We start from the raw sequence: 13,735 nt of genomic DNA, 5'->3' as shown, positions 1-13,735 counted from the left end.
GTCGTGTGGGTTGGGGTGGGGTGTTTTCAGTTGGAAAAAAAACGACAAGGCGCGGCGCCCGACGGTTCTGACCGTTGGCAACACTCACGACTCGGCGCGTCGCCTGATGGCCTGCCGCAGCTTGCGGGTGAATCCGCGCTGATCGGCGACCCTGGTGCCGATCGCGGCGGGCCCCCGTTCCGCCGCCGTCCGTGTTGTGCCCGGATCATGGCCGGGCGGGGACGCGACGGTGATGCGAATGGTCACGGAGCCCCCAGGTGTCACCAAGGTCGTCCTCCCAGTCTCGCCGGGGCGGGGCCCGGAACCAAGCACTTCGAATGCACTCGAAGCGTCGGCGGTCTGGCAGGGTATTCCCATGAGCGAGTTGCTAGTGCGAGGCGTCCGTTCGGGTATCGGTGGCGCCTTGGCCGACGTCCGGCTGTCCGGCGATCGGGTCGTCGCCGTCACCCCGCCGGGTGAGCCTGCGGGCGCCGCGGAAGTGCTCGAGGCGGACGGCGGCACGCTGCTGCCGGGACTCGTCGACGCGCACGTCCACACCGTGCAGTGGGCGGCCGCCCGGCGGCGGATCCCGCTCGGCAGCGCGAAATCGGCGGCCGAGGCCGTCGACCTCGTCGCCGCGCACCCGGCGGGGCCGGGGGAGCTGGTCACCGGCGCCGGGTTCCGCGACGGGCTCTGGCCCGACGTTCCGCACAAGGACCTGCTCGAGCGGGCGCTGCCGGGGCAGCCGGTCGCGTTGTTCAGCGGCGACCTCCACACGCTGTGGCTGAGCCCGGCCGCGCTGAAACTGGTCGGCCGCGAACAGCATCCGACCGGTGTGCTGCTGGAGAACGACTGCATGAGCGCCACCGCCGAACTCCCGGTCGCGTCCCGTGAGACCCAGGACCGCTGGGTTGCCGAGGCGCTCGAAGCCGCGGCCGCGCGCGGGGTCACCGGGATCGCCGACTACGAATACACCGACACCGTCGCCGACTGGACGCGCAGGCTCGCGGCCGCGCCACTGCCCATCCGGGTGGACTGCGTGATCGCCCGGTTCGCGCTGGAGCTCGCGATCTCGCGGGGCCTGCGCACCGGTGACGTGGTACCGGACTCGGGCGGGCTGCTCACCGTCGGCCCGCTCAAGGTGTTCGTGGACGGTTCGCTCAACACGCGCACGGCGTACTGCCACGACCCGTATCCCGGCTCGCCGTCGTTCGGGCTGCTCGAAACGCCGCCTTCCGAACTCGTCCCATTGCTGCGAAAGGCTTGGGAGAACGGGATTTCCCCGGCGGTGCACGCGATCGGGGATCACGCCAACACGATCGCGCTCGACGCCTTCGCAGAAGTCGGCTGTCCCGGCCGGATCGAGCACGCGCAGCTGCTGCGTGCCGAGGACATCGCGAGGTTCGCCGAGCTGGGCGTGATCGCGAGCGTCCAGCCGGCGCAGCAGCCGGACGACCGTGACGTGGCAGACCGGTACTGGGCTTCCCGTACCGCGCGGGCGTTTCCGTACGGCGCGCTGCTCGCGGCGGGCGCGCGGCTGGAGATCGGCTCCGACGCGCCGGTCGCGCCGCTCGACCCGTGGGACGGCATCGCGTCCGCGGTCAGCCGCACCGACGACGACCGCCCGGCGTGGCATCCCGAGCAGGCGATCCAGCTCGCGGACGCGCTGAGCGCCGCCGCGCGTGGGCGCTCAGGGATCCGTGTCGGCGATGTCGCCGACCTGGTGATCACCGCGGAGGATCCGGCCGAGAGCACGGATCTGCGCGCGATGCCGATCCGCGCGACGATCATGGGTGGCAGGGTCACCTACCGCTCCTGAGCGCGACGATCGTCGGTTGACGGCGATCGGGGCGGTCGGAGAGGATCTTCGGCAGGGGTTGTGACAACGTTGTCAGAGGAGTTCGCATGCGCTGGTTGGCCGGGTTGATGGCCGTCACGCTCGGGGTCGCCACGGCGCCCGCCGCCGAGGCGGGGCCCGGGTTCCCTGCCGATCCGACGGAGCTGGTCGACACCTCGATCGGCAACAACGGCGACGGGACCACGTTCCCCGGCGCGACCGTGCCGTTCGGGATGGTGCAGCTGAGCCCGGACACGCAGCTCAAGAAGTACGCGTCGTACGACTACGCGCAGGACACCATCCTCGGCTTCAGTCACACGCATCTGTCCGGTGTCGGCTGCCAGACCATGGGCAACATCCGGTTCATGCCGACCACCGGCCCGGTGACCTCGTCGAACCCGGCGCAGTACGGGTCGAAGTTCAGCCACGCCAACGAGACCAAGGCGCCCGGCGAGTACGCGGTCAAGCTCGACAAGTACGACGTGCGCGCCGAGCTCACCGCGACCGAGCGCACCGGGAAGCACCGCTACACCTACCCGGCAGGCCAGAGCGAGAACGTGCTGATCGAGGTCGGCGAGAGCAACGGCTACAGCTACGCGGGCGAGGTGAAGGTCGTCGGCGGTGACACCGTCGAAGGCTGGCTGCAGGGCGGGAACTTCTGCTGGGAGACCGAAAAGGAGCGGTACCGGGTCTTCTTCAGCGCCAAGTTCGACCGGCCGTTCGCGTCGTTCGGCACGTGGAGCGGCGGCGTGCTCAAGCCGGGTGTGCGCGACTCGTCGCTGAGCGGTGGCCGTACCGGCGCCTGGCTGACCTTCGATCAGTCACAGGGCAAGCAGGTCGGCGCTTCGGTCGGGCTTTCCTACACCTCTGTGGACGGTGCGCGGCTGAACCGCGGCGCCGAGGCTGGTTCCTTTGACAAGGCCAAGTCGCAGGCTTCGAAGACGTGGCGTGACGAGCTGAACCGCATGCGTGTCGCCGGTGGCAGCACCGCCGACCAGCGGACGTACTACAGCGCGTTGTACCGCTCACTGCTGCACCCGTCCGTCGGGTCCGATGTGGACGGCAAGTACCGCGGTTTCGACGACAAGGTCCATGCCGGTGACCGGCCGTACTATCAGATGTTTTCGTTGTGGGACACGTATCGCTCGCAGAACCAGCTCGTCGCGCTGCTGCATCCGGAACGCGCCGCGGACATGACGCGATCGGTGCTCAAGATTTACCAGGATGGCGGCTGGGTGCCTCGATGGGCGCTGGCCGGCGGCGAGACGAACGTGATGAGCGGCGACCCGGTGACACCGTGGGTGGTCGACAACTACCGGCGTGGCCTGCTCGACGACAAGACAGCGCGCGCCTTGTTCGACGCGTTGTGGCGCAACGCGAACGAGGTGCCCGCCGACCAGTCGAAGTTCCGCGGCCGCGACGGCAACCCGAGCTATGTCCAGAATGGCTGGATCGGCTACCGCGACGTGCCGGGCTACACCTTCGGCGACACCAGGCAGGCGGGTTCGGCGACGCTCGAGTACGCGCTGGCCGACTGCTCGCTTTCGCTGATGGCACAAGGACTCGGCGAACGTGACAAGGCCGCGACGCTGGCCTCGCGATGCTCGAACTTCACGAAGCTGTGGGACACCGGCACCCAGTCCAAGGGCTTCACCGGCTTCCCGCGCTCGCGCGCGGTGGACGGCACGTGGGTCGGCGAGGCGGACCCGGCTAAGTCGACCGGCTTCCACGAGGGCACGCCGTGGCAGTACCAGTGGCTCGCGCAGCAGGACACGCCGAAGCTGTTCGGCCTGATGGGCGGCCCGGCCGAGGCGGAGAAGCGGCTCGACACGTTCTTCGACATGAAGCTGCTGCTGGCCGATCCCGCGAAGGCGGCCAAGGATTCATGGGTTCATGGGGCGTACGACTATCACAACAACTTCGCGTTCAACCCCAACAACGAGCCCGACCTGCACGCGCCCTGGATGTACGGCTGGACCGGCGCGCCGTGGAAGACCTCGGCGGTGCTGCGCGCGGCGCGGACGCTGTTCACCGACACGCCGTACGGCATGCCGGGCAATGACGATCTCGGCACGATCTCCGCGTGGCTGGTGTTCTCGATGGCCGGGTTCTTCGAGGCGACACCGGGTTCCGGGCAGTACCTGCTGAGCGCGCCGATGTTCCCCAAGGTCGAGATCACCCCGGAGGGCGGCCGCCGCTTCGCGATCCAGGCGCCGGGCGCGGACGCGTCGAAGTTCCAGTACATTGCCTCGGTGCGGACCGGCGGCACCGAGGTGAAAGACTCGTGGATGAATCACCGTGAACTACTCCAATCGGGCACCATCCGGTTTACGCTGACACCGGAGCCCAATGGCTGGGGCACGGCTTCGGCCCCGCCACCGCTGGTGGCGGCACGCTGAAACGGGACCACTCCGGTGAGTGAATGACTTTCCGGAGCGGTACTGTGGATGCCATCCACGTGCGCGGTGTTGGGGAGTGCGACTTGAGTGACATTGCGGATCCGCCCTTCGCTCCTAAGGGCGTCGACCTCGAACACCCGAGTGTCGCGCGGATCTACGACTGGTTCATCGGCGGCACCACGAACTGGGCGGTCGACCGTGAGTTCGGCGCGATGGCGCTCAAAGTGTTCCCGCAGGCCCGCATGCTGGCCAGGACCAACCGCGAGTTCCTGCGCAGGGCCGTGCGGTACTGCTCCGAGCAGGGCATCCACCAGTTCCTCGACATCGGCTCCGGTGTTCCCACGGTCGGCAACGTGCACGAGGTCGCCCAGGAGCTCGACCCGCTGAGCCGGGTCGTCTACGTCGACAACGAGCCGGTCGCCGTCGCGCACTCGAAGATCCTGCTCGAGCAGCACGGCGACCTGACCAGGCACGCGGCCATCAACGCCGACTTCCTCGACCACGCCAACCTGTGGGACCAGGCGATGGACACCGGCGTGCTCGACCCGCGCCAGCCGATCGCGCTGCTGACCGTCGCCCTGCTGCACTTCATGCCGCAGGGCATGGGCGCCGAAGTCTCGCTCGAGTACTACAAGACGCTGCTGCCGAGTGGCTCGTACCTCATCGCCAGCCACGGCACCAACGACGGCGTCCCCGAAGACGTCCAGAAGCAGCAGGCGATCCTGATGGAGCAGTACAAGAACACGGCCTCGCCGGTCGCCTTCCGCGATCGCGCCGAGTTCACGGCGCTCTTCGACGGCTTCGACCTCGTCGACCCCGGCGTCGTCTGGATCCCGGAGTGGCGCCTCGACGACAAGTCCCCGATGACCGAGGAACTGGTGCTCACCCCGAACGCCTCCTGCGGCTTCGCCGGCGTCGCCCGCAAGCCTTAACGGACCTCGTGCGCGTTGCGGGCGGTTAGAACCGCCCGGAACGCGCACGACCCTTTCCGTAGGTTGGCGGCATGACTGGGGAACTACGACAGGCCCGGTGGGCCGTTTCGACCGTCTTCGCGGTGTGCGGGGCCGCGTTCGCGACATGGCTGGCCCGGGTGCCCGCCGTGCAGGCGCAGCTCGGGCTGAGCACGGGGCAACTGGCCGTCGGGCTGTTCGGGCTCGCGATGGGGTCGGTGGTCGCGCTGCTCGGCGCGGGCGCGCTGATCACCAAGGTCGGCAGCCGGGGCGGGGTGCTGCTCGGCGCGGCCGTGCTGTGCGCCGGGCTGCCGCTGGTCGCGTTCGCACCGAACATGCCCGTCTTCGTCGCCGCGCTGGTGGTGCTCGGGGTCGGCAACAGCGTGCTCGACGTGTCGATGAACGCGCACGCCGCCAGGGTCGAGGAAGGCTACGGCCGCCCGATCTTCGCCGGGTTCCATGCCTTCTGGAACATCGGCGGGCTCGCCGGTTCGGGCATCGACGCGCTGATGGAAGCCTGGCATGTACCGGTGACCGTGCATTTCTCCGTCGCGGGCGCGGTGCTGCCGGCGGTCGTGCTGTGGGCCGCGCTGACCCGGTTCCTCACCGGCGCCGACCGCGGCCAGGGCGAAGCCGCGTTCGCGTTGCCGAGCCGGGCGCTGATCCCGCTCGGGGTGATCGCCTTCTGCGGGTTCGTCGCCGAGGGGGCGGTCAACAGCTGGAGCGCCGTGTACCTCACCGACGTCACCGGCGCCGTGCCCGCGCTCGCGTCGCTGGGCTACTTTTCCTTCTCCATCACGATGATCGCGGTCCGGCTGGTCGCCGACCGGATCGTGCTGCGCGTCGGCACCGTGCGGTTCATCCAGGCGGTCACGGTGATCGCGGTGCTGGGTTTCGCGCTGGTGCTCATGGCGGCCTCGCCGATCGTGACGATCATCGGGTTCGCCGTGGTCGGGCTCGGAGTCGCCGGGATCGTGCCGATCGCGTGGAGCGTCGCGAGCCGCAAGCAGCCCGACTCGCCTGGACAGGCCGTCGCCGCCGTGGCCGCTTGTGGCTACCTGGGTTTCCTCGTGGAACCCGTGATCGTCGGCGCGCTCGCCAACGGGATCGGGCTCCACTGGGCGCTTTCGTCCGCGGTCGTGCTCACCGCGTGCGTCTTCTTCCTGGCGCCCGCGATGCGGGTACGGGAACCGGTGCTAAGCGGCGGTCACGATGGGAATCGTCCGTAAGTCGGCCAGCCGGGTCGGCTCGACCACGAGCGCGGTCGCGTTGTCACGGCCACCGGCGCCGATCGCGGTCTCGACGAGCCCGGCGGCGCCCGCCTCCGGCTGGGCGAGCACGTCGCGCATGGTGGTGAGGCTGAGTTGCTTGTGGACACCGTCGCTGGTCAGCACCAGGCCGCCGGTGCCGACCACGGCAGTGCCGATCTCGTCGGGCCGCGTGGTGCGGACACTGGTCGTGACCACGTGCTCCATGTGCGGCGCCGGCTCCTGGCCGTGGTCGCGGAAGTACTGGGCGAGCGTGTGGTCGTGGGTGGCCTGGTGCAGCAGCACGCCGTCCCACGCGTACGCGCGCACATCGCCGACCCAGGCCACCTGGTAGCCGCCTTCGAACGGGATGGCGACGACGAGCACCGCGTCGCCCTTGCCGCCCAGCTCGTGGACCGCGGCCTGGGCGGCGAGGATGGCGGCCACCGGGCCGTTCTCCTCCAGGCTCCGCGCCGCCGCCGAAGCGGCGACGCGGGCTGCCTGCGCGGCGGCTGGTGAGTCGCCGACGCCGTCGGCCAACGCGAAGGTGGCGCTGTGGCCATGCCTGGCGAAGGCGCCGACGGCGTCGGCGTTGACCGTGCGGGGGCCCCGTGCGCTCGCGGTGTGCCAGATCGGAGTGTTCATGGGAGCCTCCTTCGCGGTTGCTTATTTACAGGATGCGCTCGAAAACTGAGATCACGCTGTGGATCAGTTATCGATCAGGGTGTAGACCGTGGCGTTGCCCACGGTGGTGGCGCTGAAGGTGTCCGCCACCCAGTCCGCGATCTCGGTCGAACCGCGGCCGCCGCCCATCCGGCCCTGGTCGATGACGAAGTACTTGATCTGCCCGTTCGCGACATACTGCTTGAATTCGTCGAGGGTGGGCGCCGGGTCACCGCCGCTCCAGCCGCCGATGCCGATCACGGCCTTGCCGCTGGCCAGTTCCAGTGAAGCCGCCGACTGCGCGCCACTCGTCGCCGCGGCCCATTTGGTGGTCGTGGACGCCAGCAGAGCCGCGACTTCGCTCGACGCCTGTTCGCGTTCGCCGCCAGGACCGCCGCCCATCGTGTTGGTACTCGGTCCCGCGGTCGGAATCGAGCCACTATGCGCCAGCGAAGCGGTTTCCACGGCGTAGGCGGCGGTGCCCAAGCTGAGCGTCACCACGGTCGCCGCGGCCATGATCGCCACGAGCCTGCGCACGGGCGGCAGGCCGACCGCGATGAACGTCGACACCAGCAGGCCCAGCACCAGCAGACCCCAGCGCAGCGCGGGCAGCCAGTCCGAGGTCCGGTCGAGCAGGATGAAGTCCCAGACCGCGGTCACCGCGACCATGCCGGCCAGCACCACGCGGGCCGACATGTTCTTGCGGCCCTGCCACAGCGCGCGGCCCGAGATCGCGACCACGGCGACGATCGACGGCGCCAGCGCGACCGCGTAGTACGGGTGCACGATGCCGCTCATCAGGCTGAACGTCAGGCCGGTGACCAGCATCCAGCCGCCCCACAGGATGAGCGCGGCGCGGGTCCGGTCGGTGCGTGGCGCGCGGCGCGTGAACCACAGGCCCGCGATCAGGCCGATCACCGCGGCGGGCAGCAGCCAGGAGACCTCGGTGCCGAAGCTGGCGCCGAACATCCGGCCCAGCCCGGAAGCCCCGCCGAACCCGACGTTCCCGTTGCCACCAGGCCCGCCGCCCACACTCGGCCCGCCGCCCTCGTTGCCGAGGATGCGGCTGAGTCCGTTGTACCCCAAGGCGAGTTCGAGCAGGCTGTTGTTCGTCGACCCGCCGATGTACGGACGGCTCGACGCCGGCCACAGGTCGACCAGCGCGATGTACCAGCCTGCCGAGACGATCATGGCGCCGAGCGCACCCAGCAGGTGCAGTATCCGTTTGCGCAGTGTCGTCGGCGCGGTGATCAGGTAGACGAGCCCGAACGCGGGTAGCACCAGGAACGCCTGCATCATCTTGGTCAGGAAGGCGAACCCGATCGCGACGCCCGCGAAGGCCAGCCAGCGCGCGCTCGCCTTGTCCAGCGACCGCACCACGCAGTACGCGCCGACGATCAGCAGCAGGGTGAGCAACGCGTCCGGGTTGTTGAAGCGGAACATCAACGCCGCCACCGGAGTCAACGCCAGCCCGGCGCCCGCGAAGAGCCCGGCGACCGGGCCGGACGTCCGTTTCACGGTCGCGTACAGCATGCCGACCGACGCGACGCCCATCAGCGCCTGTGGTGCCAGCACGGTGAAACTGGAGAAGCCGAAGACCCGCGCGAAGGCGACGGTCACCCACATCGCGGCGGGTGGCTTGTCGACGGTGACCACGTTGCCCGCGTCGAGCGAGCCGAACAGCCATGCCTTCCAGCTTTGCGTGCCCGCTTGCACGGCGGCGGCGTAGAAACTGTTGCCGTAGCCGGAAGCGGTCAGGTTCCACAGATACAGCGCGGCCGTCGCGGCCAGCAGGCCGAAGACCGCCGGGCGTAACCAGCGGGGTGGAGCGGGGGTCGGGCGCACGGGTTCGACCTTCGGTACGTCGAGTACGGCGGTCATCTCAGTTCTCCTCAGCGGAAACGGTTTGGCGGCGGGGGTTGAACACCCAGCCGCGCAGCAGCAGGAAGCGCAGCACGGTCGCGGCGAGGTTCGCCGCCACCAGCGCGGCGAGTTCGAGCGCCAGCCCCGGCTGGGCGAGCGCGTGGAGCAGGGCGAGCGAGCCGCTGGTCAAGCCGAGCCCGAGGCCGAACACGATCAGCCCTTCGAACTGGTGCTTGCCGGCGCCCCGCTTGCCCCGGATTCCGAAGGTGAGACGGCGGTTGAGCGCGGTGTTGCCGACCGCGGTCACCAGCAGCGCCACCAAGTTCGAGGCCTGCGCGCCGGTGAAAGTACGCAGCAGCAGGAAAAGCGCGAGGTAGGCCAACGTGCTGAGCACGCCGACGGCCGCGAACCGGACCAGCTGGTTCGCGAGACTGGGGGCGACACCGGGGGTGCGCACGTCGATCGGGTCCCTTCCGAGCTGTTCGCGCAGCCTGCTGATCGGCACCTGGCCGGTCATGGTCGCCTTGGTGAGCCTGGCGATGCCCTTGAGGTCGGCCTTGGCGGTCGCCACGATGTCCACAGAGGACTCGGGATCGTCGACCCAGTCGACCGGGATCTCGTGGATCCGCAGCCCGGACCGCTGCGCGAGCACGAGCAGTTCGGTGTCGAAGAACCACCCGGTGTCCTGCACATGGGGGAGCAGCCGCTCGGCGACGTCGGCGCGGATCGCCTTGAACCCGCACTGCGCGTCGCTGAACCTGGCGGCGAGCGTGCCACGCAGAATCAAGTTGTAGCACCGGGAAATGAACTCACGCTTCGGTCCGCGCACGACTCGCGCACCCCGTGCGAGCCTGCTGCCGATCGCGAGATCCGAGTGCCCGGAGATGAGCGGGGCGACCAGCGGGCCGAACGCCGCGAGATCTGTCGACAGGTCGACATCCATGTACGCGAGCACCGCCGCGTCCGAAGTGGACCAGACGGCACGCAGCGCGCGGCCGCGGCCTTTCTCGTCCAGGTGCTGGACTTCCACCTCGTCGAACTCGCGGGCGAGGCGTTCGGCGACGCGCAGTGTCGCGTCGGTGCTCGCGTTGTCGGCGATCGTGATCCGGAACGGATAGGGGAAGTGGCCGTCGAGGTGGGCGTGCAGGCGGCGGATGCAGGGCTCCAGGTCGGTTTCCTCGTTGTGCACGGGGATCACGACGTCGAGAACGGTGTCGACAGTGTGCACCGGTGCGGGGCCGCGGCTGGTCTGCGGGAGGGCTGTCATGGCTTCAGCTTCGGATGTCCCGCTTTGGTCACCGTGTGCCTGACCTGTGTGCTCGCTGTGCTTCATGACAGGTCGTAGACGGTCACGCCGTCGACGGTCGTCGCACTGAAGCTCGCCGCGACCCAGTCGGAAATCTGTTGCGCCACATCGCTTCCGCTGTTCGCCGGCATGCTCATGCCCTCGCCGAGAAAGAAGTGGATCTGTCCATTTCGGACGTACTCCTGGAACTGTGCGAGCGTGGGATAGGCGTCCGTGCCGTTGAACCCGCCGACCGCCATCACCGGCAGCCCGGAGCCGAGCTGGAACCCGGCCGCGTTGTTGGACCCGACGGTCGCGGCGACCCAGGTGTAGCCGTCACCGTCCTTTTTGAGCAGCGCGGTGAGACTCTCGCCGGGCAGCGACGTGCCGAGCAGGCCGCCGGGGCCGCCGCGCAGGCCGCGGCCGGTGGACGGTCCTGCCGACGGGATCGCGCCGGTGTGCGTCGACGCGGCCGTCGCGACGGTGTACGCACCGGTTCCGGCCAGCGTGACCACCAGCGCGAGAACGGCCACACCTCGTTGCGTCACAAGGGGAAGCTGTCCGCTGAAGAGGATGAGCGCGGCCGCGGCGAGCCCGCCGAAGAGCACGACCGGACCCAGCCACGGCAGCCAGTCCGGCTGCCTTGCAAGCAAGAGATACGTCATCAACACGGTCAGCGCGACCCCGCTCGCGAGCAGTGCCGAGGACAGCACGTCGTCACGGCGGCGCCACAGCTGCGCCGCGCCGATGCCGACGAGCGCGGCGATCGCCGGTGCCAGCGCGATCGTGTAATACGGATGGATGATGCCGCTCATGTAGCTGAACGTCGCGGCGGTGACCAGCAGCCAACCACCCCAGAGCACGAGCGAGGCCCGGCCGGGATCGGTGCGGCGCGCCCGGCGGGTGAACCACAGCCCGGCGCCGAGCGCGACCAGCGCGGCGGGCAGCAGCCACGCGATCCCGCCTGCCATCTCGTCACCGAAGAGCCTGCTCCAGCCGGTGGTGCCCCAGCTGCTCGGGCCGACACTGCCGGTCTCGTCACCGGTGATCCGGCCCAAACCGTTGTAGCCCAGCACGAGTTCGGTGAGGCTGTTGTCCTGAGAGCCGCCGATGTACGGCCGGTCGTTCACCGGCCACAGCGCGACGACGAGCAGATACCAGCCTGCCGAGACGATCAGCGCGGCCAGCGCGCCGGTCAGGTGCAGTACCCGCTTGCCGAGTGTGGCGGGCGCGGCGATCAGGTAGGCGAGACCGAACGCGGGCAGCACCAGGAACGCCTGCAACATCTTCGCCAGGAACCCGAAACCGACCGCGACACCGGCGAGCGCGAGCCAGCGCGGGCTCGCCTTTTCCAGTGCACGCGTGACGCAGTATGCGCCCGCGACGAGCAGCAGAACCAGCAGCGCGTCGGGATTGTTGAAGCGGAACATCAACGCCGCGGCGGGTGTCAGCGCGAGCACCACACCCGCGAGCAACGCCGCTGTCGGACCCGAAACCCGTTTCACCGTCGCGTAAAGCAGTGCGACCGAGCCGACGCCCATGAGCGCCTGCGGAACGAGCATGCTCAAGGAATTGACGCCGAAAAGCCGGGCCGAAAGCCCGGTCACCCATAGTGCGGCCGGCGTCTTGTCGACCGTGATCGCGTTCGCCGCGTCGCTGGAGCCGAAGAACCAGGCCTTCCAGCTCTCGGCGCCCGCCTGCGAGGCGGCCGAGTAGAACGCGTTGGCCCAGCCGGACGCGCTGAGGTCCCAGAGATACAACACGGCGGTCAGCGCCAGTAGCGCGAAGAACGCGGGGCGGTGCCAGTCGCGTGGGGGAGTGGGTGCCTTGCTCGCGATTTCGGTTTCGGGTTCAGCGAGAGCGGTCATGCGCCCAGCGTCACGAACGCGCCTGGGGCAACCTTGTGGCGACGCTGTGTGAAACCTGTGTGGGCAGCCGGACTTCGAATTCCGTGCGGCCAGGCCTGCTCGTCACGCCGACCGTGCCGTGATGCGCGATCACCACGGCCGACACGATCGCCATGCCCAGCCCCGTGCTGCCGGCCACCCGTGACCGCGACGAGTCGCCGCGCGCGAACCGTTCGAACACCGTGGGCAGCAGGTCGCGGTCGATTCCGGGACCGTCGTCGGTGACCGTCAGCACGGCGCTGCCGTCGGCGGACCTGGTCAGCGACGTGGTGACGGTCGTGCCGGGTGGGGTGTGCACGCGGCCGTTGGACAACAGGTTCGCCAAGATCTGGTGCAGCCGCAGCGGATCGCCGTAGACGATCACCGGCTCGTCGGTGAGCCGCAGCCGCCAGTTGTGCTCGGGTCCGGCGACGTGCGCGTCGCTGACCGCGTCGACCACCAAGCGCGAAAGGTCGACCTCGCCGACCTCCAACGGCTTGCCCGCGTCGAGCCTGGCGAGCAGGAGCAGATCTTCGACGAGCGTGGTCATCCTCGCGGCCTCGGACTCGATACGGGACATGGCGTGCGCGACCGACGGCGGCACCTGCTCTGTGCCGCGGCGCGTCAGCTCGGCGTACCCGCGGATCGCGGCGAGTGGCGTGCGCAGCTCATGGCTGGCGTCCGCGACGAACTGCCGGACCCGCTGCTCGCTCGCCTGCCGCGCCGCGAGCGCGTGACCGATGTGCCCGAGCATGAGGTTCAGCGCGGAGCCGACCTGCCCGACCTCGGTGCGCGGGTCGGTGTCGATCGCGGGCACCCGGATGGACAGCACGACGTCGCCGCGCTCGAGCGGCAGCTCGGCGACCCGGCTCGCGGTCGCCGCGACCCGGTCTAGCGGCCGCAGCGTCCGGCGGATCGCGTAGGCGCCCGCGAACCCGGCGGCGGTGACGCCAGCCAATGCGACGCCGAACAGGATGAGCCCGACCGTCCACAGCGTGTCCTGAGCGTTCTTCAGCGGCAGCCCGGTGATCATCACGCCATCGCCGGTCGGCAGCGCGATCAGCCGGTAGTCGCCGAGGTCGCCGAGCGTGCGGGTGTACGCGCGGCCGTCGACCGGCAGCCCGGCCAGCTCGGCCTGCTCGCCCTGGTCGAGCAGTTCCTGTTGCCCCGAAGCGGAAATCCGCCCGGCGTTCAGCACATGCCCGCCGAGGATGGTGAGATTCAGCGTCCCCGCCGCCTGCCCCGGCGCGTCGAGCGGCAGCTTGTCCGGCGGCCCGTGAAGCGTGAAATCCCGCGCCCGGTGCGCGGCGGCGTCGAGCTGATGGTCGATCTGGTCGAGCAGGAAACCGCGCAGCGCGAGTTCGCTGACCACCCCGATGATCAGGCAGACGAGCGCGAGCAGGCCCACGGTCGACGCGATGAGTTTCGCGCGCAGCGGCCTGCTCTTCATCCCTCCATGCTGCGACCGGCGGGTATGGACCGGATGTGCGCTACCTGTGAGGCCGCTGTGTGCCTAGGTCGTGAGTGGTATGGCCGGTGGTTAAACGCGCCATCAACCACAACCCCCGCGCGCCGGTCCGGCAGAAAAGGAAGATCCCGCCCCCCCACGCCCTGGAGAACCACCTC

10 protein-coding genes are annotated in these 13,735 nt (G+C 69.6%); 4 read left to right on the top strand and 6 right to left on the bottom strand.

Going from position 1 to position 13,735, the window contains the following annotated elements; translation table 11 throughout:
• Window positions 1–84 precede the first annotated feature (84 nt).
• Entirely contained in the window at window positions 85–246 is a 162-nt protein-coding gene (locus ACFV15_RS17380; RefSeq protein ID WP_378351468.1) for a hypothetical protein, read from the bottom strand.
• Between the two features lie 109 nt (window positions 247–355).
• On the opposite strand from ACFV15_RS17380, the gene ACFV15_RS17375 reads away from it, so the two are divergent.
• From ACFV15_RS17375 to ACFV15_RS17360, 4 genes are all read left to right on the top strand, one after another.
• On the top strand, window positions 356–1,798 hold the full coding sequence (locus ACFV15_RS17375; protein ID WP_378351467.1) for an amidohydrolase: 1,443 nt from the start codon (window positions 356–358) through the stop codon (window positions 1,796–1,798).
• An 86-nt stretch (window positions 1,799–1,884) separates the two neighbouring features.
• A complete protein-coding gene (locus ACFV15_RS17370) occupies window positions 1,885–4,215 on the top strand; it encodes a GH92 family glycosyl hydrolase (RefSeq protein ID WP_378351466.1) in 2,331 nt (776 codons plus the stop codon).
• 83 nt (window positions 4,216–4,298) lie between these two features.
• Window positions 4,299–5,147, top strand: a complete 849-nt coding sequence (locus ACFV15_RS17365; RefSeq protein ID WP_378351465.1) for an SAM-dependent methyltransferase — start codon at window positions 4,299–4,301, stop codon at window positions 5,145–5,147.
• A 71-nt stretch (window positions 5,148–5,218) separates the two neighbouring features.
• Window positions 5,219–6,394, top strand: coding sequence for an MFS transporter (locus ACFV15_RS17360; protein ID WP_378351464.1), 1,176 nt, complete (start codon window positions 5,219–5,221; stop codon window positions 6,392–6,394).
• Here ACFV15_RS17360 and ACFV15_RS17355 read toward each other — a convergent pair.
• The 5 genes from ACFV15_RS17355 to ACFV15_RS17335 all read right to left on the bottom strand — a co-directional run bounded on the left by ACFV15_RS17355 (window position 6,362) and on the right by ACFV15_RS17335 (window position 13,559).
• Window positions 6,362–7,057: a PP2C family protein-serine/threonine phosphatase gene (locus tag ACFV15_RS17355; RefSeq protein ID WP_378351463.1), complete on the bottom strand. Its 696-nt coding sequence runs from the start codon at window positions 7,055–7,057 to the stop codon at window positions 6,362–6,364. The genes ACFV15_RS17360 and ACFV15_RS17355 overlap by 33 nt on opposite strands.
• A gap of 63 nt (window positions 7,058–7,120) precedes the next feature.
• Window positions 7,121–8,956: an ArnT family glycosyltransferase gene (locus tag ACFV15_RS17350; RefSeq protein WP_378351462.1), complete on the bottom strand. Its 1,836-nt coding sequence runs from the start codon at window positions 8,954–8,956 to the stop codon at window positions 7,121–7,123.
• Between the two features lies 1 nt (window position 8,957).
• A complete protein-coding gene (locus ACFV15_RS17345) occupies window positions 8,958–10,205 on the bottom strand; it encodes a glycosyltransferase (RefSeq protein WP_378351461.1) in 1,248 nt (415 codons plus the stop codon).
• A 62-nt stretch (window positions 10,206–10,267) separates the two neighbouring features.
• Window positions 10,268–12,091, bottom strand: coding sequence for an ArnT family glycosyltransferase (locus ACFV15_RS17340; RefSeq protein WP_378351460.1), 1,824 nt, complete (start codon window positions 12,089–12,091; stop codon window positions 10,268–10,270).
• Window positions 12,092–12,101: 10 nt separating this feature from the next.
• Window positions 12,102–13,559: a sensor histidine kinase gene (locus tag ACFV15_RS17335; protein WP_378351459.1), complete on the bottom strand. Its 1,458-nt coding sequence runs from the start codon at window positions 13,557–13,559 to the stop codon at window positions 12,102–12,104.
• Window positions 13,560–13,735: the final 176 nt, after the last annotated feature.

Source organism: Amycolatopsis sp. NPDC059657 (assembly GCF_042734395.1).
In the GTDB taxonomy this organism is placed as follows: domain Bacteria; phylum Actinomycetota; class Actinomycetes; order Mycobacteriales; family Pseudonocardiaceae; genus Amycolatopsis.
The sequence above is the reverse complement of the archived record's forward strand: the minus strand, read 5'-3'. Positions and strand labels throughout refer to the sequence as shown.